Origin of the sequence: Curvibacter sp. PAE-UM (genome assembly GCF_001432305.1) — a bacterium.
Taxonomy (GTDB): domain Bacteria; phylum Pseudomonadota; class Gammaproteobacteria; order Burkholderiales; family Burkholderiaceae_C; genus Hylemonella.
The window spans coordinates 413,361-431,616 of the sequence record NZ_KQ483358.1; the positions used below are offsets into that span (position 1 = coordinate 413,361).

An 18,256-nucleotide genomic window follows, 5' to 3' on the forward strand; every position below is an offset into this window, starting at 1 on the left:
ACTCCGCAAACCCTGATTCCTAGCGAACCGAACCGGTGCCGGTCACGGCCATGCCGTCAGTACGCACGCTTTTCGGCGTGAACGGCAGATTTACCGTCACGCGCCCCGTACCCGTCACTGTCATCGCTTCGGTACGGATGTCTTTGCGCGTATAGGCCAGCCGATCGATCAGCCGCCCCGTGCCAGTCACGGCCATGGCTTCTGTCCGGATACTCACCGGATAGCTGCGCGAACCGGGCACCGATGGCGCCGCCGTCCCCACGGGAGGTGGCTGCGGCGTGGCAACGCCGTCGCCCTGTGCGGCAGCTTGCGTTGTGCCTTTTGCACCAGCCGGCTTCTTCACCGGATTGGTCGTTGTTGTCGGCTTCGTCGTGGCCGATGGTGAGCCGGAAGTGTTGGTGGACGGCGTACGCGGCGATGCCGCAGCCCGGTGTGGCGCATCCGGAAGCGGCTGTGCGCGCAGCGTGAGGTCATCGGCGGTGATCAGACGTTTCGAGTGAGGGCTGGCACTCGATGCCGGATCGGGTGTTGTTGTCGGCTTCGCCGGAACTTGCGGTTTCTTCACATCGGGTTTCGCAGCTTCGACCACGGCCGCCACGCTGTTGCATTGCTGAAGTTCCTGGGGGCTCAAGGCGTGGTTCGCGACCTTGAAGCTTTTGATCACACCGACTTCACGCGCAAGCGCTTGGCACGCCGTCATTGGTGCGGCCACGGTCGAGGGCGTGACCGAGGCGCTGCAGTGCAGCTTTTTGCACGTCCAGTTGACGCCGCTGGCCTTGAATGCGCCCTGGTGACGTGCACTGTCCCGTGTATCGGCCACGGCACTGACCGGCTTTGTCGAGATGGGTTTTGGGGCGTCGCTTACCGCGGCATGGGCACCCAGACTGCCCGCCAGCGCGGCCAGCAGCACGCACTGCATGGCTCCAGATGATTGAGTCCCTCGCATATCCCAGCCTCCGCCTCTCGAGTCGTTGGTCGTGATCCGCGTAGCTGCCGCTGCACGCATGCGCCGGTGTAGCAATGGCGCAGTATGCTCTTCAAGGAAGGGGGCAACAAGCCCCGGCCAGGAGCCGCCTGACAGGCCCCCGTGAGAGCGGCACCCTGCTGCCAGCAATGCGCAGCTGGGAGTTCCAAGCCTTGGCTGCACTGCGGCGCTGACTTTCCTTGCGTCTGGATTGATATGGATCAAGCCGGATTGATACCCCGGTGCCTATAACTGTTGCACAGCCGCGCCCGATGGCAGGCGCGACACACACCAGGAGACAGGACCATGGCCCATATCGTGATACTCGGCGCAGGCATCGGCGGCATGCCGATGGCGTATGAGATGCGTGCGCTAGCGCGCGCGGAAGACAAGATCACCGTCATTTCGAACAACCCCAAGTTCCACTTCGTGCCCTCCAACCCTTGGGTGGCGGTGGACTGGCGCAAGCGCGACGATATCGAGATCGAGATTGCGCCGGTGCTGGCGAAGAAGAAGATCGACTTCATCGGCGTGGGGGCCAAGCGCCTGCACCCGGAGAAGAACCAGGTCGAGCTGGACGACGGCCGCACGGTGGACTACGACTATCTGGTGATCGCCACCGGCCCCAAGCTGGCTTTCGACGAGATCGAGGGCCTGGGCCCCAAGGGCCACACGCAGTCGATCTGCCATGTGGACCACGCGGTGGAGGCGGAAAAGGGCTGGCAGGATTTCGTGAAGAACCCGGGCCATGTGGTGGTGGGCGCGGTGCAGGGGGCATCCTGCTACGGCCCGGCCTACGAGTACGCCATGATCATGGACACCGACCTGCGCAAGCGCAAGATCCGCGACAAGGTGCCCATGACTTTCGTGACGGCCGAGCCCTACATCGGCCACCTGGGCCTGGGCGGGGTGGGCGACTCCAAGGGCCTGCTTGAATCGGTCATGCGCGACCGCCACATCAAGTGGATCTGCAATGCCAAGACCACCAAGGTGGAAGCCGGCAAGATGTACGTGACCGAGCACAACGAGGACGGCACGCCCAAGAAGGAACATGTGCTGGACTTCAAGTTCTCCATGATGCTGCCGGCCTTCAAGGGCATCGACGCGGTGTTCGGCATCGAGGGGTTGACCAACCCGCGCGGTTTCATCCTGATCGATCCGCAGCAGCGCAATCCCAAGTTCAAGAACATCTACGCCGTGGGCGTGTGCGTGGCCATTCCGCCGGTGGAAGCCACACCGGTGCCCACGGGTGCTCCCAAGACGGGCTACATGATCGAGTCCATGGTGACGGCCACGGCGCACAACATCCGCGACGAGCTCGACGGCAAGCAGCCCTCCACCAAGGCCACCTGGAACGCCGTGTGCCTGGCCGACTTCGGCGACACCGGCGCCTGCTTCGTGGCGCTGCCGCAGATTCCGCCGCGCAACGTGAACTGGTTCTCGCAGGGCAAGTGGGTACACCTGGCCAAGATCGCCTTCGAGAAATACTTCATGCGCAAGATGAAGGCCGGCACTTCGGAGCCGCTGTTCGAGAAGATGGTCATGAATGCCCTGGGCATCATGAAGCTCAAGGACAAATAAGCCCCACACCATGGCCACCGGCTATGTGTTCTTCGAGACCGATCTGCGCGATCGCTTCGTGCAGGGGCTGGTCGCGCGTGCGCTGGAGAGCAGCACACGCGAGGACGTCATGGAAGGCTGGGTGGTCGAACTGGCGGCTGAGCCGTCCGACGAGGTGATGGAGGCCATCGAGGCCGACTACGAGGCGCTGATGCAGGAGCAGATGCAACGCGCCGAGGCGCGGCCCGACTGGGGCAGCCACCAAGTGGCCAGCCTGAACATCACGCGCGCCGATGGCAGCCCCGCCGTGGTGCGGCTGCCGCCGGCGGTGGCGCGGCCGCTGATGGAGCACTTCAGCGCCGAGGAAGCGCACGCGCTGGTGACGGCGATAGCGCACAGCCTGGAGAACCCGGTGGACGGGCCGCTGTGCCGCAAGGACCTGCTGAAGACCCGGCCACAGGGCTGAAGCGCCGGGCGCTACGCCGAGAGGAAGACCGTCAGCACGCCGGTGTAGCCATAGATGTGGTGGCGCGCGATCTCGCCGCCGGCGAAGAAGCCGATCAGCGGCACATCGCCCAGGGCGTGGCGCACGATCTGCAGCTCGGCGCTGGGGCCGCCGAAATGCGGGCCGCCACGGCCGGAGCAGCTGACGTAGACGGCGCCCACCATGCGCTGCGGTGTCTGCACCGGGGGCTCGGCCTCCAGGCCGCCCGCGGTGAGCGGCAGTTCCTCCGGCTCCAGTTCCTCGCGGATTTCGGCGCAGATGCGCATGAGGTCGGCGCGCGCGGCCTGCACATTGCGCTGGCAGAAGGCCAGCTGCATGCCCGTCTCCACCAGCTCGGCCAGGGCCACGCCGCCGCGCTGCGGATCGAGGCCCACGATGTGGCGCACACGCACGTCGCTGCCGAAGTTGCCGGTGCGGCTGATGGCGCGGCCGTCGGCCGCCACGTCCTGCAGATGCACCAGGCCGGCCAGCGTGGCGCGCACGGTGTTGATGGCCTGCTCGGGTTCGTCCAGCGTGACATCCAGCTCGCGCAGCAGCACCTGCAGCGCGGGTTCGCCGTCGAGCTGGTAGACCACGTTGCGCTCGGCTTCGGTGATGGTGTGGCTGCCGGCCACCGGGCAGCAGCCCTGGGTAACGCGCGAAACCACCTGCACGCCTTCGCTGAAAGCCACGCCGCTCAGGCCGCCGTGGAAGACGCCGGTGGAGCGGCCCTGGCCGCGGATGAAACCGTCTCCGCCCAGCGCGAACTGCACGCTCTCGCCGCGGCTGGCGGCCAGGCCGCCGAAGAGGTAGCCGCTGTCGGTGCGCGCGGCCATCTCGTCGATGAGTTCGGAGAGTTCGGGCGTGTGGCCGTCGGCATGCACCAGCGCGGTGTGCGCCTGGAAGCCCAGGCCCAGGGGCGCCACGCCGGAGAAGACACGGTACTGGTCGGCGGGCAGATCACACAACATCACAGCCAGGGCCGGCTCGTCGAAGTATTCGACATTGGTGGCCGCTATGCCCACGCCCACGGTGCCAGCCCAGTCGGTGACCTCGGGCAGCTCGGCACTCAGGTGGGCGAGGATGGCCTCGGCCTCGGCGGCGTAGTGGTCGGTGATGTAGAGCAGGGCCAGCGTGGGGCTTTGCGCGGCACCGGGCAGGGCCAGCTGCGCGCGCAGCTGCGCCAGCACCAGCGCGGCGGCCATGCGCCATTGCGGGTGGGTGGCGTGGGCCAGGGGAAAGTTTTTCATCGGCGTCTCAAACAGGCTTGGGCTTGCGCGGGGCGGCTTTTTTCGCAGCCTTGGCGGCGGGCTTGGGTGCGGCTGCCGCAGCCGCGGCGCTGCGCTCGGCCGCGTCTTTCATGGCCTGGCCGGCGATCTGCTGGAACTGCTGCGTCAGCGCGCCCCAGTACTGCATGGGGTCGGCCATCGGTGTGGCGCTGGCAGCGGGGCTTTCTGTCTTGGCGGCAGGCGCGGCCTTGGGCGCCTGTGCTGCAGCAGGCTGGGCCGCCGGCGCAGCGCCCGGCACGGGCCAGGCCATGCCGGCGCCGGGCATGGGCACGTTCATGCTCTTGAGCGTGGCCAGTGTCATCTTCTGCACTTCCAGGGCCTGGATGGTGGCCTTGAGCGCGGCGGCGTTCTGGTCCAGCCAGAACTGCACGGCCTTGAGTTCGGTGATGCGCTTGTCCAGCGCCTCGGCGTCCAGGGTGGGTGCCACCCAGCTGGCCATGGACGCGTTGCCGCCCTGGGCCAGTTTCTGCAGGAAGTCGAAACCCGGCACGAATGGGCCGAAGCCGGCGGGGTCTGCCTTGTTGCTCATGGTGGCACTCCTCTGATACGCGCTGTTGCCAGCTTACTCCATGACCGTCGACAAGGGCAGGGACTGCGCTGCGAGGCCCTCGAAGACCGCAGCCGGCACCGGCCGGCTGAAGTAGAAGCCCTGGTAGACCGGGCAGCCTTCGTCGGCGAGGGCCTGGCGCTGGGCCTCGGTTTCCACGCCCTCGGCCACCACCTGCAGGCCCAGGCTGCGCGCCAGGGCGATGATGGTGCGCACGATGGCCGCATCGTTGGGATCTCTCAGCAGGTCGCGCACGAAGGAGGCATCGATCTTGAGCTGGTCCAGCGGCAGGCGCTTGAGGTAGCTCAGCGAGGAGTAGCCGGTGCCGAAATCGTCGAGCGAGAAGCTCACGCCGTGCGCGCGCAGAGCCTCCATCTTGACGATCACGTCCTCCACGTCTTCCATCAGCAGGCTCTCCGTGATCTCCAGCTTGAGCCGCGCAGCCACGGCCCCGGTGCGCATCAGGGTTTCGAGCACGTGCGAGACGAAATCCGGGTGACGGAACTGCTGCACACTGACGTTGACGGCCAGGCTGAGCTTGCGCAGCGCCGGCTGGCCGGCCCAGGCCACCAGCAGTTCGCAGGCGCGCTGCAGCACCCACAGCCCCAGTTCGTGCATCATGCCGCCCTCTTCGGCCACGGGAATGAATTCGACCGGTGAGACGTACCCGCGTACCGGATGCGCCCAGCGCAGCAGGGCCTCGGCACCCACCACACGGCCCGCCGTATCTACCTGCGGCTGGATGTGCAGCGCCAGCTGCCCCGTGTGCATGGCCTCGCGCAGGTCGCTTTGCAGCGAGGCGCGCGCCGCCACCACGGTCTGCATGCGCGGATCGAAGAAACGCAGGCTGTTGCGGCCCGCCGCCTTGGCCTGGTACATGGCCAGGTCCGCCTGCTTGAGGAGTTCGTCGCCCTGGACCTGGCCGTTCGTGAACAGGGCCACGCCGATGCTGGGGGTGCTGTGGTGCTGGCTGTTGCCCAGGCGGTAGGGCTGGCTGAGCGCGGCCATGATCTTGCGGCCCACCGCCTCGGCCTGGCCGGCGGCCACTTCGGCCACCTCGCCGAGGTCTTCGATCAGCACGATGAACTCATCGCCGCCCAGACGCGCCACTGTGTCGCCCACCCGCACGCAGTAGCTGATGCGCGCCGCCACTTCGCGCAGCAGCTGGTCGCCGACGTCGTGGCCCAGGGTGTCGTTGATGGTCTTGAAGTGGTCGAGGTCGATGAACAGCACGGCCCCGCCGCCGCCGTGTCGCGCACTGGCGGCCAGCGCATGCTCCAGGTGGTCCATCAGCAGGCGCCGGTTGGGCAGGCCGGTGAGGACGTCGTAGAAAGCGAGCTGGTGGATCTTTTCCGCGGCCGCCTTGCGGTCGCTGATGTCGACCGCGGTGCAGGCCAGCAGCTCGGGGCGGCCCTGGGCATCACGCAGCAGCAGGCCGCTGCTGAGCATGGGCAGCTCGCGGCCATCGCCCGCCAGCTGCAGCAGCTCGTGCGGCGCGCCGTCCCCGCCTTCGCGCACGCTGCGCCAATAGGCTTCGGCCGTGTCCTGCCCCGCGGGGGCATACAGGGTGAGGTAACGCTGGCCGATCAGCTCCTGCGGCTTGCGCCCCTGCAGGGCCGCGCAGCGCGCGTTCACATAGACCAGCAGGCCGTCCAGGCCGGCAATCCAGGCGGCGAAGGTGGACTGGTCGAAGATGGCCTTGAAGCGGCTCACCTCCTCGTTGGCGGCCTGCAGGGTGCGGGTGCGGGCGACCACCTGGCCGCGCAGCAGCCACGCCAGCAGCATGGCCAGCAGCAGCAGGCCGCCGACCGCGGCCAGCCCCCACCAGAAGGCGCGCGGCACGGCGGGCTCGGCAACCTGGCCGCCCCACTGCCGGATGATGGCGAAATACATGGAGCGTGGATCGTTCTGCCAGTCGCGCAGGTAGCGGTCGATCGTTGCCAGCAGCTCGGGGTTGCGGTCCTGCCCGGCGGCAAAAAACAGGCGCGACGGCTGGAACACGATGGGCGTTTCGACCAGCCGGTAGCGCGGGCTGAGGCGGTTGCCGAAGAAGTGGTTGGCGATGGCCGCATCGGCCTTGCCGGCGGCCACCTGGCGGAAGGCCTCGTCCAGCGAGGGCACCGGCATGAGCACCGGCTTCACGCCGAAGCCCGTCACCAGCTCTTTGAACAGGGCGGTCTGGATGGAGCCTTCGAGCAGGGCCACCCGTTTGCCATCAAGATCCAGGATGGAGTTGATCGACACGGACGGATGCCGGTAGAGCTGCGACCAGCTGTGCATGACCGGAACCTGGTGGAAGTCGAAGCGCTGGTCGCGCTGGGCGCTGTAGGCCACATCGGGCATCAGGTCGATGCGGTCGGCCTCCAGCGCATCCAGGCAGGCCTGCCACTCGCAGGGCACGAACTCCAGGGTCCAGCCCTCACCCTTGGCGATTTCGCCCAGCAGGTCCGCGAAGATGCCCGTGGCGCGGCCCGCCGCGCTGAAATAGATCTTGGGTTCGTTGGCATAGACGCCGACGCGCACGGTGCGCGGTTGCGCCCAGGCCGCCGCAGACTGCAGGCCCAACAGCAGGACCAGCAGCCACGCGCCCCAACGAGGATGGATATACGACAAAACCGCCTCCCGACAGCCCCGGATTCAGGGCCCATCTTAGGCCCTTTCACCCCGGGGCCGCAGGCCCGCGGCCCGCCGCCTTACTCGACGCGACCGATGCGCTGCACCAGCGCTGCCATGGCCTTGGCGTCCGTCTGCACGAAACGCTCGAACTCGGGCGCGTCCTGGTACATGAAGGAGGTGCCCGCGGCCAGCAGCGACTGCTTGGCGCGCGCATCTTCGGAGGCCGCCTTGGCGGCCTGGCGCAGCCGGGTCACCACGGCCTCGGGCGTGCCTGCCGGCACGAACAGGCCGGACCACTGCGAGTAGCTGATGGGCACGCCGAGTTCCTTGAAGCTGGGCACGTCCGGCAGCGCGGCCAGTCGGCCTTCGCCCCAGTGTGCCAGCACGCGCAGCTTGCCGGCGCGCACGTGCTGCATCACGCTGGACGGGCCGGTGGACAGCGCGTCGATCTGGCCGGCCAGCAGGGCCAGCACGGCCGGGCCAGCGCCGGTGTAAGGCACGTGCAGCATGAAGGTACCGGTGGCGACCTTGAGCTGCTCCATGGGCACGTGCATGGTGCCGTAGTTGCCCGAAGAGCCGAAGGTGACCTGGCCGGGTCTGGCCTTCACATGGGCGATGAAGTCCTTGTAGGTCTTCCAGGGGCTGTCGGCACGCACCACCAGGGCGGTGGGGTCGGCGGTGAAACGCGCCACGGGCTTGAGCTGGTCCAGCGTGAACATGGGGTTGCGCTTGAGCACCTTGTCGGCTTCGGGCAGCACGACGACGGACGAGAGCGACATGAGCACGCTGTAGCCGTCGGCACGCGACTTGGCCACTTGCGCCATGCCGATGCCGCCACCGGCGCCGCCCTTGTTCTCGACGATCATGGTCTGGCCCAGCGCGCGGCCCATGGCCTCGGCCACGGGGCGGCCCACGGTGTCGGCCACGCCGCCCGGCGGGAAGGGCACGAGCATGGTGACGGGCTTGCTGGGGTAGGCGTCCTGCGCGAAGGCGGGCAGGCCGGCAGTGGCCAGCGCGGCTGCGCCCAGTTGCAGGAATTCACGGCGTTGGGTCATGGTTGTCTCCTCGTTGTGGAACGAAAGTCTCGGTCGGAACCTGGGTTCAGATTTCCTGGACAGGATTATTGAGCTCACCCAGGCCGCTGATGGCCACGCGCACCACGTCGCCGTGCTTGAGGAACTTCGGGGGGGTGAAACCGATGCCCACACCCACCGAGGTGCCGGTGAGGATGATGTCGCCGGGCAGCAGGGTCATGGCCGCGCTCATCTGCTCGATCAGGGTGGGCACGTCGAAGATCAGCTGCGAGATGTGGGCGTTCTGGCGCTGCTCGCCGTTGACCCAGGTCTGCATGCGCATGTCGGTGGGGGCTTCGTCGGTGCTGGTCATCCAGGGGCCGATGGGGCAGAAGCCGTCGAGCGATTTGCCCAGGAACCACTGCGCGTGGTTCTTCTGCAGGTCACGCGCGGTCACGTCGTTGGTGGCCACAAAACCCCAGACCTGTTTCATGGCGTCGGCCTTGCTGACGTTGCGGCAGGTGGTGCCGATGACGACACCGATCTCGCCCTCGTAGTCCACCGACTGGGTGTGCTTGGGGTTGAACTGGATCGGGTCGGTGGGGCCGTTGAGCGTGAGCGTGGCCTTGGTGAAGATCTGCGGGAAGGCGGGAATGGCCGAGGCGCCGCCGGTGGTGGCGTTGAAGCCGCTCTTGTCGAACTCCATGGCGTGCTCGTGGTAGTTCTTGCCCACGGCGAAGGGGTTGCGCAGGAAGGCCGAGAGCGGCGCCATGAATTTCACCTGGGCCATGGGCACGCGCGCCGTGACGGCGGCCTGCAGCTGCGCTGCGCTCACGCCGAGCTGGATGACATTGAGCACCGGGTTGGGATGCTGGGCCAGCGGGCCGCCGACCAGGGCGACTTGCTGTTTGGCTTCATCGACCAGGGCCAGGTGGATCTGGCCGTCTTTTTGCACACGTGCGATTTTCATGCGAACTCCTGCAGCAAAGGGCAACCGGTGATTGGTTGCCATTGGTTTATCTTGGATGAAAATTATAAAGACCGGACTCCACTCTGAGCCCAGTGGAAAACACGTAGACCGTGTTTGCATTGGTTGGATTTGGTTGTTTGCTTGCTAAGATCACGGCTTCACCGCCCGCCCCCGCACCATGGACCCGTCTGCCCTGCTCCGCGAAACCCTGCTCGACAAGCTCAAATCCGGCATCTGGCGCGCCGGCCACCGCATCCCGACCGAACGCGCGCTGTGCGCCGAATACGGCCTGGGCCGCTCGGCCGTGCGGCGGGTGCTGGGGCAGCTCAAGGCGCTCGGCCTGATCACACAGACGGTGGGCAGCGGCACCTATGTGAGCGAACGCATCGCAGCCCTGCTGCCGGCACTGGAAGCCCCGGCCGTCGCGGCCGTGAGCCCGGCCGAGCTGATGGAAGTGCGCATGGCGCTGGAGCCGGCCATCGTGGAGATGGTGATCCGCAATGCCACGCCGGCCGATTTCACACGCATGGCCCAATGCTGCGAACGCGCCGAACAGGCCCGCTCGCTGGAGGACTTCGAGCACTGGGACGGCCTGCTGCACGAGGTGATCGCCGAGGCCGCGCACAACAGCTTCGTGGGCCAGGTCTTCAAGCTCATGAACCAGGCCCGCATGCAGGGCGAGTGGGGCATGCTCAAGCGCAAGAGCGTCACGCCGGAGCGGCGCGCGGCCTACCAGCAGGAACACCGCCAGCTGGTCGCCGCGCTGCGCGAGCGCGACCTGGAGCGCGCGCTGGAGTGCACGCGCGGCCACCTGCAGCACGTGCAGCGCAACCTGCTGGGCCGCTAAACCTCAGTGCTTCGCGGGCATGGCAGCACCGGGCGCCATGCTGCGCACCGGCAGCTGCACCTCGACCTTGCTCTCCACCCCCTTGGCGTCCTTGAAGAGCAGGGTCAGGAGAATGGTGCTGTCCTTCTTCAGCGCGGTCTTGAGGTCCATCAGCATGACGTGGTAGCCGCCGGGCTTGAGCTCCACGGTCTGGCCGGCCGGCAGCTCCAGCGCGGAGACGGCGCGCATCTTCATCACGTCGCCCTCCATCTTCATCTCATGCACCTCGGTGATGCCAGCCACCGGAGAATCCGCGCCGACCAGGCGCGTGCCCTCCTTCGCCGTGAGCTTCATGAAGGCGCCGCTGGACTTCTGGTTCGGTACGGTGCTGCGGGCCCAGGCGTCGCGCACTTCGACGTTCTGCGCGTGGGCGGCGGCGGCCATGACGAAGGCCGCGAGTGTGATGATGATGCGTTTCATGGTGAAGTCCTGATGGTTGAAATATAGGGAGTTTGGATAGTCGCTCGGCTTACCAGCTGAGCGCGCGGGCGTGCTCACGAAACAGTGCCTCGCCCGTGAGTTTGCGGTTGCTGATCTGCAGACCGGGCATCAGGTCACTCTCGCTGACACCGTGATGCTTCATGGACAACGGCGCCACGAGGACGGTGGCGCCCTGTTGCAGCAATTCGGCCAGCATGGCCTGCTGCGCGGCGTAGCGCCCGGAGTGCGCCTTCGAGCCCAGCAGCACGCCTTTGTCGTTGAGGAAGAGGGTCAGCGGGTGCCCGCCTTGCTGCTGGTGCAGGCCGAAGGTCAGGCCAGCAGCAGCGCGATGAGCTTCGTCGGTGCTCAGGTTGATGAAAAGCGGGTCGCTCGCCCCGGCGTGCGCCGGGGCCATGGCAAAACCGGCTGCCACGGCCAGCGCCAAAAATAATGTGCACACGAACCTCATGGTGGGTTTCCTCGCGTTCGAACAGGGCCTTGGAGCCTGGGGCTCCACAATCCGCGCAGCCGGTCGGCGGGCGCGGCAAGTCTCCCGCCGGCAGACGGGCGGGATGGACGGGGACTCAGGCGAGGAAAGGCGGGCCGCGTGGCGGCAGCGGCGCAGCCGTGCGGCTGGCGATGTGTGCAGCGGTGACAGGGCGCGAGGCCTGCGCCAGGGACGAAGGCGGGGACGCTTGCACCCGGGCCAGAGGAGGCGGTGCGCCGACCGTGGCGCACAGGGGGCAATCCAGCGTGTGGCTGGATGAGGTCTGGCTGCCGTCATCGCTCTTGACGATGAGCTTCATGGCCCCGCCGCTGGCGCAGACCAGCTCGATGGCCTGCGGCTTCACGATGGGAGAAGCGATGGCCACCCCCAGCGCCAGCGCAAACCACACCAGCACGAGGCGGGCGAGGAAACGGGTTTGGCGCAGGGTCTGCATGCCTTGCATTATCGCCGACCGTCCCCGGGCCGCGGCCGGCACCGGTCTTGACCTGCGTCAAAGACCGGCGCAGAGTGGGAGCGCATGATGAAGTTTGACCGACCAGGAGATACCGCATGAGCACCCAGATCACCGCGCCCTTCAAGCAGCAATTGCTGCAGCAGCGCACCACCCTGCTGGCCCAGCTGGCCAGCCTGCGCGGCGGCAACGTCGGCCGCGCGCAAGCTTCGGCCGACCATTTCGGCGGCCAGAAGGAAGACTCCCGCGCCCAGATGGAAACCGAGCGCGACCTGGAGTTCACGCTCGACGCCCGCGAAAGCGCCGAGCTCGACGCCGTGGACGCCGCGCTCAAGCGCATCGAGGCCGGAACCTATGGCGTGTGCACCGATTGCGGCACCGACATCCCGGCCGCGCGCCTGCACGCGGCACCCGAGACGCCGCGCTGCCTCGCCTGCCAGGACAAGCTCGAACACAGCCGGCGCGCCTGAAGCGCGCGCCCTTCACCTCTTCACGACACCGAGAAAGAACCCACCATGCCCACCTTCCACGCCATCGTCTGGCTCGACCGTTCCGAAGCCCACATCATCCTGTTCGACCGCGAGCACATCGCCGCGCAGAAGATCAAATCGCGCAGCCACCACAAGGCCACGGGCGGCCACACCGGCTCGCACCAGGGCTCGGGCCGCGGTGACAGCGCCAGCGGCCACCACAGCCCCGCCGGCGGCCACTCAACGCACGACGAAACCTACTACCACTCGATCGCCGAAGCGCTCAAGGGCGTGCACGAGATCCTGGTGACCGGCCCGGCCCAGGCCAAGGATGAGTTCAAGGCGCATTGCGCACGCCACGACAAGGCCATCGACCAGGCCATCGTCGGCGTCGTCACCAGCGACCACCCGAGCGACGGCCAGCTGGTGGCCATGGCCAAGCAGTATTTCCTGAAACACGACAAGATGAACGGCCAGGCCTGAGTCCTGCGCCGGCACCCCGCCTGCGCCCGGGCGGGATCAGGCAGAGAGTGCCTGCATATGGCTGTACAGATCGGCCTTGCCCTCGAAGCCGATGCCCGGCAGATCGGGCAGGGTCACATGGCCGTCGACCACCTTCACGCCATCGGGGAAACCACCGAAGGGCTGGAACAGGTCCGGGTAGGACTCATTGCCGCCCAAGCCCAGGCCGGCGGCGATGTTCAGTGACATCTGGTGTCCCCCGTGCGGGATGCAGCGGCTGGGCGACCAGCCGTGCTCCTTGAGCATGTCGAGGGTGCGCAGGTATTCGACAAGGCCGTAGCTCAATGCGCAGTCGAACTGCAGCCAGTCGCGGTCGGGGCGCATGCCGCCATAACGGATCAGGTTGCGCGCATCCTGCATGGAGAACAGGTTTTCGCCGGTCGCCATCGGGTTCTTGTAATAGTTGCGCAGCGTGGCCTGCAATTCGAAGTCCAGCGGGTCGCCCGCCTCTTCGTACCAGAAGAGGTCGTACCGGGACAGGGCCTTGGCGTACTGGATGGCGGTGTCCAGGTCGAAGCGGCCGTTGGCATCCACGCAAAGCTTCTGTCCGTCCTGCAGCACGCTCAGGATCGAGTCGATACGACGCAGATCCTCGTCCAGCGAGGCGCCGCCGATCTTCTTCTTCACCACGGTGTAGCCGCGGTCGATGTAGCTGCGCATCTCGTCTTTCAGCTTGCCGTGGTCCTGCCCGGGGTAGTAATAACCACCGGCGGCATACACAAAGATTTTCCGGTTCGGCTTGCCGTTGCCGTAGCGGTCGGCAAGAAGCTGGAAGAGCGGCTTGCCTTCGATCTTGGCCACGGCGTCCCACACCGCCATGTCGATGGTGCCGATGGCGACCGAGCGCTCACCATGGCCGCCGGGCTTTTCGTTGGTGAACATGGTGTTCCATATCTTGTGCGGATCCAGATTCTTGCCACTGTCATCCATCAGGGCATCCGGCCTGGCTTCAAGCACACGCGGGATGAAGCGCTCACGCATCAGCTTGCCCTGCCCGTAGCGGCCGTTGGAGTTGAAGCCGTAGCCGATCACTGGTTTACCATCACGAATGACATCGGTGATGACCGCCACCAGGCTCAGCGTCATCTTGCTGAAGTCGATGTAGGCGTTGCGGATGGGGGAGCTGATCGGCAGGGTGATTTCACGGATGTCTACGATTTTCATGGCGCTCACTTCTGAGGTGTTGGTGGACAAGCAAATTGTCATCAGAAGGGGATCGCTGGACCAATGCTGTTTTTTTTGACTTCCATGCTTTGAAAGCACCGCCCCATGATTTCAATGAATTTTTCATGGCTGGATGACTTTCGCGCGCTGGCGGACAGCGGGAATTTTTCGCGGGCAGCCGAAGAACGGCACATGACCCAACCGGCTTTCAGCCGCAGGATCCGTGCGCTGGAGGAGTGGCTCGGGACGGATCTGTTTGACCGCAGCAGCCAGCCAGCAAAGCTGACGCCTGCGGGCGTATGGTTCCAGGGCGTGGCGCAAGATCTGACCTCACGCGCCTTGCGCATCCCCGGCGAAGCGCGTGCGGTCGCTGATGCTCACGCGACCACCCTGCGTTTCGCGGCCACGCACGCCCTCTCTTTCACCTTCATGCCCGGTTGGCTGCGCGGACTGGAAACACGCCACTCGGTGGGCCCCATCAGCCTGGTCTCCGATGTACTGGCGCGCTGCGAGTCACAGCTGCTCCAAGGGGATGTGCAGTTCGTGCTTTGTCATGCGCACCCGCTATCCACCAGTGAGCTTCAGGCGCACAGTTATCCCTGCGCACGCGTTGGGACCGACGTGCTCGTTCCCGTATCGGCACCAGATGCAGAAGGAAAACCGCGACATTCTCTTTTTGGCGAAGCTGGCGAAACCCCTGCCCACGTTCTAAGCTACAGCGCAGAGTCCGGGCTGGGCCGCATCCTTCGTGAGGTTCACGGTGCGGCCCTCGACCGTCACTTGGCCCAAAGTGTCTTCACGGCCCACCTGGCCTCCGTGCTGCGAACCATGGCGCTGGACGGCCGCGGACTGGCATGGCTGCCCAGAACCTTGGTCGCAGAAGACCTTCAGCAAGGGCGCCTGCTTGAGGCAGCACCTCCCGAAGGGTTCATCGAGTTGGAGGTACGCCTCTATCGCGACCGCGGTCCGCTGGGTACGGCGGCGGAAGACTTCTGGCAGGCCGTTCTCGCTTCAGATCAGTAGCGCCTTGGCGCTTACCTGGCCAAAGGCACGATCTTCTGTTCGATGGCGCCGAAGACCGACTGGCCGTCGCGGCCTTTCATCTCGATGCGGATGGTGTCGCCGAACTTCATGTAGTCGGTGGCGGGCTGGCCGTCCTGGATGGTCTCGATGGCGCGTTTCTCGGCAATGCAGCTGTAGCCCTTGCTCCATTCCTTCTTGCCGTTGACCTCGGTGGCGCGGTTGCTCACCGTGCCGGAACCGATGATGCTGCCGGCGCGCACATTGCGCGTCTTGGCCAGGTGAGCGATGAGCTGGCCGAAGTGGAAGGTCATCTCCTCGCCGGCTTCGCACATGCCGACCGTGCGGCCATTCCAGGCGCTTTGCAGCGTGAGGTGCAGCTTGCCACCCTGCCACGCATCCCCCAGCTCATCGAGCGTGACGGCCACCGGGCCGAAGGCGGTAGCGGGTTTGCTCTGCAGGAAGCCGAAGCTCTTGGCCAGCTCGTCGGGGATCAGATGACGCAGGCTGACGTCGTTGGCGATCATCACCAGGCGGATGCCATCGAGCGCTTGCTCTGGCCCGGCGCCCATGGGCACGTCGGCGGTGACCACGGCGACCTCGGCCTCGAAGTCGATGCCGTGGTCTTCAGTGACACAGACCACGTCGTCGCGCGGGCCCAGGAAGTCGTCGCTGCCGCCCTGGTACATGAGCGGCTCGGTGTAGTAGTTGGCCGGCACTTCCGAGCCGCGTGCCAGGCGCACCAGTTCCACGTGGTTGATGTAGGCCGAACCGTCGGCCCACTGGTAGGCACGCGGCAGCGGGGCCATGCACAGCGCCGGATCAAAGGGGAAGGCATGGCGTGCCTTGCCCTGGTTGAGCGTGACGTAGAGGTCCTGCAGTTGCGGGGAGAGGAAGTTCCAGTCGTCCAGCACCGGCTGCAGATGGTGGGCGATGCCGGTCGCATAATGCGCCGTGCTCAGGTCGCGCGAGACGACGACCAGCTGGCCGTCGCGCGAACCGTCCTTGTAGGTGGCAAGCTTCATCGAAGGTTTCTCGAATGACGTATCGTTAAGGCCTGTCGGAACAGGTACCCCTCCAATTACATCATGGTCAAGACACGCGCAGGCATCCAGTCGGTCGAGGTGGGCTTTGCCCTGGTCGACGCGCTGGCGCGCGCGCCAGGCCCGCTGATGCTGCGCGACCTGGCCGCCGCCGCCGGCATGAGCGCGGCCAAGGCGCACCGCTACCTGGTGAGCTTCCAGCGCCTGGGCCTGGTCAGCCAGGATGCGGCCAGCGCGCGCTACGACCTGGGCCCGGCCGCATTGCGCATGGGCCTGGCCGCCATCACGCGGCTGGACGCCGTGAAGCTGGCACGTGAACGGATGCCGGCGCTGATGCAGCACATCGGCCACACACTGGCGCTCGCGGTCTGGGGCAACCATGGCCCGACCATCGTGCACTGGGAAGAGTCGCCGCAATCCGTCACGGTGAACCTGCGCCTGGGCGATGTGATGCCCCTGCTGTCCTCGGCCACCGGGCGCTGTTTTGCGGCGCACGTCTCGCGCGAGGCCATCGCGCCGCTGCTGCGCGCCGAGCTGGCACGCAGCAGGCAGTTGGGCCGCACCGACCTGCCGCGCAACCAGGCCGAACTCGGCGCCTTGCTCAAGGACGTGCGCACCCACGGCATGGCCCGCGTGGTGGACACGCTGCTGCCGGGCATCGCGGGCTTTTGCGCACCGGTGTTCGACTTCGACGGCCACATGGTGCTGGGCATCGTGGCCATGGGCTCGGTGGCCACGGTCGACACGGCCTGGAACGGCACGGTCGCCACGGCCCTGGGCCAGGCCGCGCGCCAGCTCTCGCACGAGTTGGGTCATACCCGCTGAGCATGACGACCGCCGGCGATACCGCGGCCCGTCGGCGCCGGCTGCTGCTGCCAGTCCTGCTGGCGCTGCTCATCCACCTGCTGGTGCTGCTGCTCGTGAACCCGCGGCCTGCCCCCGTGGCCCCGACGACCATCCTGCGCTCGCTCATCTACGACGCCCCACCCGAGCCTGTCACGGCCGCCCCGGCACCGCGGCCCCGGGCCGCCCCCACCCGCAGGCCGCGCCCCGTGGCAGCGCCGGAACAGCCGGCGGCCGTGTCGGACGCGCCTGGGGCGGCGCCAGCCCCGGCCGCCGCCGAACCCCCTCCCGCGGTGGAGCCAGCAGCAGCCCCTGTGCCCGCAGCCGCTGCATCGGCTGCGGCCGCGCCACCCCCGGTGGCGGTGCAGGCCGTCATCCCCGGCTCGCTGCGCCTGAAGTACACACTCCGCGGCGAGCTCAGCAGCCTGTCCTATCAGGCCAGCGGGGAACTGCTGTGGGCGCACGACGGCCAGAACTACGAGGCGCGCATGGAAGTGGGCGCCTTCCTGCTGGGCTCGCGCGTGCAGCACAGCCGGGGCCGCATCACGCCCGCCGGCCTGCAGCCGCTGCGCTTCGCCGACCGGGTGCGCCAGGACCGCGTGGCAGAGTTCGACCACGCGCAACAGCAGATCCGCTTCAGCGAAGGGGCGCCACCCGTGGCCCTGCCGCCAGACGCCCAGGACCAGCTCAGCGTCTTCGTGCAGCTGGGCAGCCTGATCAGCACGACACCGCAGCACTACCCGCGCGGGACGGCCATCACGCTGCCGGCCGTGGGGGTCTACGGACCGGAAAGCTGGAGTGTCGTCGTCGAAGGCGAGGAAACACTCGGTCTGCCCGGCGGGGAGTTGCGCACACTCAAACTCTCGCGGGCGCCCACGCGCGCCGATGAACCGCGAGCCGAGATCTGGCTGGCACCGGCGCTGGGCTGGCTGCCGGTGCGCATCCGCCTGTCACAAGAGAACGGCGACTTCATCGACCAGCAGTGGCGCGGCAGCGAGACACCCTGAGCGGCCCGGCCCCTTGAAATCGGCATCAGCAGCGCCAAGTACCCAGCAGGCACCTTTTGCCTCCTGACGCACCATGCACACGCTCTACGACTCCGACGACTACATCGTGACCCACATGCAGGCCACGGTGGAGCCGTCGCCAACGACCCCCGACGGCGTAGCCGTCCTGCCTGCCCTGCTGCGCCATGGCTTCGAGATCGTGGACAAGCGCGCGGGCAAGGAGCTCTACCTGGACGGTTCCTGGGCCGAACTGTTCCAACAGCGCCTGGCCGAATGGCAGCGCACCACCCCCACCCAGGAAGAGGTGGAAGACACGCTGGCCCAGTACGCCGAGCTGGCCACCATCCCGCTGCACCTGCACTGAGCCGCCTGTCCGGTGTGACTTAGTCCACGGCCATGGCACCCCACTGTCGTGGCCGTGCCTCTTTGTGACTTAGCTCACAGAGGAAATCCGGGTTTCCCCTTAGGCTCTGGGTTTT

20 protein-coding genes are annotated in these 18,256 nt (G+C 66.9%); 9 read left to right on the plus strand and 11 right to left on the minus strand.

Translation table 11 applies throughout. The features are described 5' to 3' along the window. Positions 1-19: 19 nt before the first annotated feature. Complete coding sequence (locus AO057_RS17375; protein ID WP_082605375.1) at positions 20-919, minus strand: CC_3452 family protein; 900 nt, start codon at positions 917-919, stop codon at positions 20-22. A gap of 351 nt (positions 920-1,270) precedes the next feature. Between AO057_RS17375 and AO057_RS02010 the strand changes: the two genes are divergently transcribed. Together AO057_RS02010 and AO057_RS02015 are read left to right on the plus strand one after the other, a co-directional pair. Continuing rightward, entirely contained in the window at positions 1,271-2,545 is a 1,275-nt protein-coding gene (locus tag AO057_RS02010) for an NAD(P)/FAD-dependent oxidoreductase (protein ID WP_057674055.1), read from the plus strand. Positions 2,546-2,555: 10 nt separating this feature from the next. Continuing rightward, positions 2,556-2,990: a hypothetical protein gene (locus tag AO057_RS02015; protein WP_057674056.1), complete on the plus strand. Its 435-nt coding sequence runs from the start codon at positions 2,556-2,558 to the stop codon at positions 2,988-2,990. Positions 2,991-3,001: 11 nt separating this feature from the next. On the opposite strand, the gene AO057_RS02020 is transcribed toward AO057_RS02015, so the two are convergent. The 5 genes from AO057_RS02020 to AO057_RS02040 form a co-directional block, all read right to left on the minus strand. Beyond that, the gene (locus AO057_RS02020; protein WP_057674057.1) at positions 3,002-4,258 is read right to left on the minus strand and encodes an FIST signal transduction protein; all 1,257 of its coding nucleotides are present in this window, start codon (positions 4,256-4,258) and stop codon (positions 3,002-3,004) included. Between the two features lie 7 nt (positions 4,259-4,265). Continuing rightward, on the minus strand, positions 4,266-4,826 hold the full coding sequence (locus AO057_RS02025; RefSeq protein ID WP_057674058.1) for a PhaM family polyhydroxyalkanoate granule multifunctional regulatory protein: 561 nt from the start codon (positions 4,824-4,826) through the stop codon (positions 4,266-4,268). A gap of 33 nt (positions 4,827-4,859) precedes the next feature. After that, entirely contained in the window at positions 4,860-7,457 is a 2,598-nt protein-coding gene (locus AO057_RS02030; RefSeq protein ID WP_240480715.1) for an EAL domain-containing protein, read from the minus strand. An 80-nt stretch (positions 7,458-7,537) separates the two neighbouring features. Beyond that, the gene (locus tag AO057_RS02035) at positions 7,538-8,515 is read right to left on the minus strand and encodes a tripartite tricarboxylate transporter substrate binding protein (RefSeq protein ID WP_057674059.1); all 978 of its coding nucleotides are present in this window, start codon (positions 8,513-8,515) and stop codon (positions 7,538-7,540) included. A gap of 46 nt (positions 8,516-8,561) precedes the next feature. Next, on the minus strand, positions 8,562-9,443 hold the full coding sequence (locus AO057_RS02040; RefSeq protein WP_240480716.1) for a fumarylacetoacetate hydrolase family protein: 882 nt from the start codon (positions 9,441-9,443) through the stop codon (positions 8,562-8,564). Between the two features lie 178 nt (positions 9,444-9,621). Between AO057_RS02040 and AO057_RS02045 the strand changes: the two genes are divergently transcribed. Continuing rightward, positions 9,622-10,290, plus strand: coding sequence for a FadR/GntR family transcriptional regulator (locus AO057_RS02045; RefSeq protein WP_057674060.1), 669 nt, complete (start codon positions 9,622-9,624; stop codon positions 10,288-10,290). A 3-nt stretch (positions 10,291-10,293) separates the two neighbouring features. Here the strand turns inward: AO057_RS02045 and AO057_RS02050 are convergent, their stop codons facing one another. The 3 genes from AO057_RS02050 to AO057_RS02060 all read right to left on the minus strand — a co-directional run bounded on the left by AO057_RS02050 (position 10,294) and on the right by AO057_RS02060 (position 11,699). Beyond that, the gene (locus AO057_RS02050; RefSeq protein WP_057674061.1) at positions 10,294-10,749 is read right to left on the minus strand and encodes a copper chaperone PCu(A)C; all 456 of its coding nucleotides are present in this window, start codon (positions 10,747-10,749) and stop codon (positions 10,294-10,296) included. 49 nt (positions 10,750-10,798) lie between these two features. Next, positions 10,799-11,218, minus strand: coding sequence for a DsrE family protein (locus AO057_RS02055; protein ID WP_057674062.1), 420 nt, complete (start codon positions 11,216-11,218; stop codon positions 10,799-10,801). Between the two features lie 115 nt (positions 11,219-11,333). Then, on the minus strand, positions 11,334-11,699 hold the full coding sequence (locus tag AO057_RS02060; protein WP_057674063.1) for a DUF2946 family protein: 366 nt from the start codon (positions 11,697-11,699) through the stop codon (positions 11,334-11,336). Between the two features lie 107 nt (positions 11,700-11,806). Between AO057_RS02060 and AO057_RS02065 the strand changes: the two genes are divergently transcribed. Further along, on the plus strand, positions 11,807-12,178 hold the full coding sequence (locus AO057_RS02065) for a TraR/DksA family transcriptional regulator (protein WP_057674064.1): 372 nt from the start codon (positions 11,807-11,809) through the stop codon (positions 12,176-12,178). Between the two features lie 45 nt (positions 12,179-12,223). After that, positions 12,224-12,661 carry a hypothetical protein gene (locus AO057_RS02070; protein ID WP_057674065.1) on the plus strand — a complete coding sequence of 146 codons (438 nt, stop codon included), beginning with the start codon at positions 12,224-12,226 and terminating at the stop codon, positions 12,659-12,661. A gap of 36 nt (positions 12,662-12,697) precedes the next feature. On the opposite strand, the gene AO057_RS02075 is transcribed toward AO057_RS02070, so the two are convergent. Next, complete coding sequence (locus tag AO057_RS02075) at positions 12,698-13,864, minus strand: mandelate racemase/muconate lactonizing enzyme family protein (RefSeq protein ID WP_057677140.1); 1,167 nt, start codon at positions 13,862-13,864, stop codon at positions 12,698-12,700. Between the two features lie 105 nt (positions 13,865-13,969). Here AO057_RS02075 and AO057_RS02080 point away from each other — a divergent pair, with 105 nt between their 5' ends. After that, the gene (locus AO057_RS02080) at positions 13,970-14,887 is read left to right on the plus strand and encodes a LysR family transcriptional regulator (RefSeq protein ID WP_371258260.1); all 918 of its coding nucleotides are present in this window, start codon (positions 13,970-13,972) and stop codon (positions 14,885-14,887) included. A gap of 11 nt (positions 14,888-14,898) precedes the next feature. On the opposite strand, the gene AO057_RS02085 is transcribed toward AO057_RS02080, so the two are convergent. Next, positions 14,899-15,909, minus strand: a complete 1,011-nt coding sequence (locus AO057_RS02085) for a fumarylacetoacetate hydrolase family protein (RefSeq protein ID WP_057674066.1) — start codon at positions 15,907-15,909, stop codon at positions 14,899-14,901. Between the two features lie 63 nt (positions 15,910-15,972). Between AO057_RS02085 and AO057_RS02090 the strand changes: the two genes are divergently transcribed. From AO057_RS02090 to AO057_RS02100, 3 genes are all read left to right on the plus strand, one after another. Beyond that, positions 15,973-16,752, plus strand: coding sequence for an IclR family transcriptional regulator (locus AO057_RS02090; RefSeq protein WP_057674067.1), 780 nt, complete (start codon positions 15,973-15,975; stop codon positions 16,750-16,752). 2 nt (positions 16,753-16,754) lie between these two features. Continuing rightward, positions 16,755-17,777 (plus strand): DUF3108 domain-containing protein, encoded by a 1,023-nt coding sequence (locus AO057_RS02095; RefSeq protein WP_057674068.1) that lies wholly within the window; start codon positions 16,755-16,757, stop codon positions 17,775-17,777. Positions 17,778-17,850: 73 nt separating this feature from the next. Beyond that, the gene (locus AO057_RS02100) at positions 17,851-18,141 is read left to right on the plus strand and encodes a BTH_I0359 family protein (RefSeq protein WP_057674069.1); all 291 of its coding nucleotides are present in this window, start codon (positions 17,851-17,853) and stop codon (positions 18,139-18,141) included. The last annotated feature ends 115 nt before the right edge of the window (positions 18,142-18,256 follow it).

Excerpts from the sequence above, each read along its gene's own strand:
- AO057_RS17375 (WP_082605375.1), bottom strand. The coding sequence starts at position 919 with ATGCAGTGCGTGCTGCTGGCCGCGCTGGCGGGCAGTCTGGGTGCCCAT.
- AO057_RS02010 (WP_057674055.1), top strand. The coding sequence starts at position 1,271 with ATGGCCCATATCGTGATACTCGGCGCAGGCATCGGCGGCATGCCGATG.
- AO057_RS02015 (WP_057674056.1), top strand. The coding sequence starts at position 2,556 with ATGGCCACCGGCTATGTGTTCTTCGAGACCGATCTGCGCGATCGCTTC.
- AO057_RS02020 (WP_057674057.1), bottom strand. The coding sequence starts at position 4,258 with ATGAAAAACTTTCCCCTGGCCCACGCCACCCACCCGCAATGGCGCATG.
- AO057_RS02025 (WP_057674058.1), bottom strand. The coding sequence starts at position 4,826 with ATGAGCAACAAGGCAGACCCCGCCGGCTTCGGCCCATTCGTGCCGGGT.
- AO057_RS02035 (WP_057674059.1), bottom strand. The coding sequence starts at position 8,515 with ATGACCCAACGCCGTGAATTCCTGCAACTGGGCGCAGCCGCGCTGGCC.
- AO057_RS02040 (WP_240480716.1), bottom strand. The coding sequence starts at position 9,443 with ATGAAAATCGCACGTGTGCAAAAAGACGGCCAGATCCACCTGGCCCTG.
- AO057_RS02045 (WP_057674060.1), top strand. The coding sequence starts at position 9,622 with ATGGACCCGTCTGCCCTGCTCCGCGAAACCCTGCTCGACAAGCTCAAA.
- AO057_RS02050 (WP_057674061.1), bottom strand. The coding sequence starts at position 10,749 with ATGAAACGCATCATCATCACACTCGCGGCCTTCGTCATGGCCGCCGCC.
- AO057_RS02055 (WP_057674062.1), bottom strand. The coding sequence starts at position 11,218 with ATGAGGTTCGTGTGCACATTATTTTTGGCGCTGGCCGTGGCAGCCGGT.
- AO057_RS02060 (WP_057674063.1), bottom strand. The coding sequence starts at position 11,699 with ATGCAAGGCATGCAGACCCTGCGCCAAACCCGTTTCCTCGCCCGCCTC.
- AO057_RS02065 (WP_057674064.1), top strand. The coding sequence starts at position 11,807 with ATGAGCACCCAGATCACCGCGCCCTTCAAGCAGCAATTGCTGCAGCAG.
- AO057_RS02070 (WP_057674065.1), top strand. The coding sequence starts at position 12,224 with ATGCCCACCTTCCACGCCATCGTCTGGCTCGACCGTTCCGAAGCCCAC.
- AO057_RS02075 (WP_057677140.1), bottom strand. The coding sequence starts at position 13,864 with ATGAAAATCGTAGACATCCGTGAAATCACCCTGCCGATCAGCTCCCCC.
- AO057_RS02080 (WP_371258260.1), top strand. The coding sequence starts at position 13,970 with ATGATTTCAATGAATTTTTCATGGCTGGATGACTTTCGCGCGCTGGCG.
- AO057_RS02085 (WP_057674066.1), bottom strand. The coding sequence starts at position 15,909 with ATGAAGCTTGCCACCTACAAGGACGGTTCGCGCGACGGCCAGCTGGTC.
- AO057_RS02090 (WP_057674067.1), top strand. The coding sequence starts at position 15,973 with ATGGTCAAGACACGCGCAGGCATCCAGTCGGTCGAGGTGGGCTTTGCC.
- AO057_RS02095 (WP_057674068.1), top strand. The coding sequence starts at position 16,755 with ATGACGACCGCCGGCGATACCGCGGCCCGTCGGCGCCGGCTGCTGCTG.
- AO057_RS02100 (WP_057674069.1), top strand. The coding sequence starts at position 17,851 with ATGCACACGCTCTACGACTCCGACGACTACATCGTGACCCACATGCAG.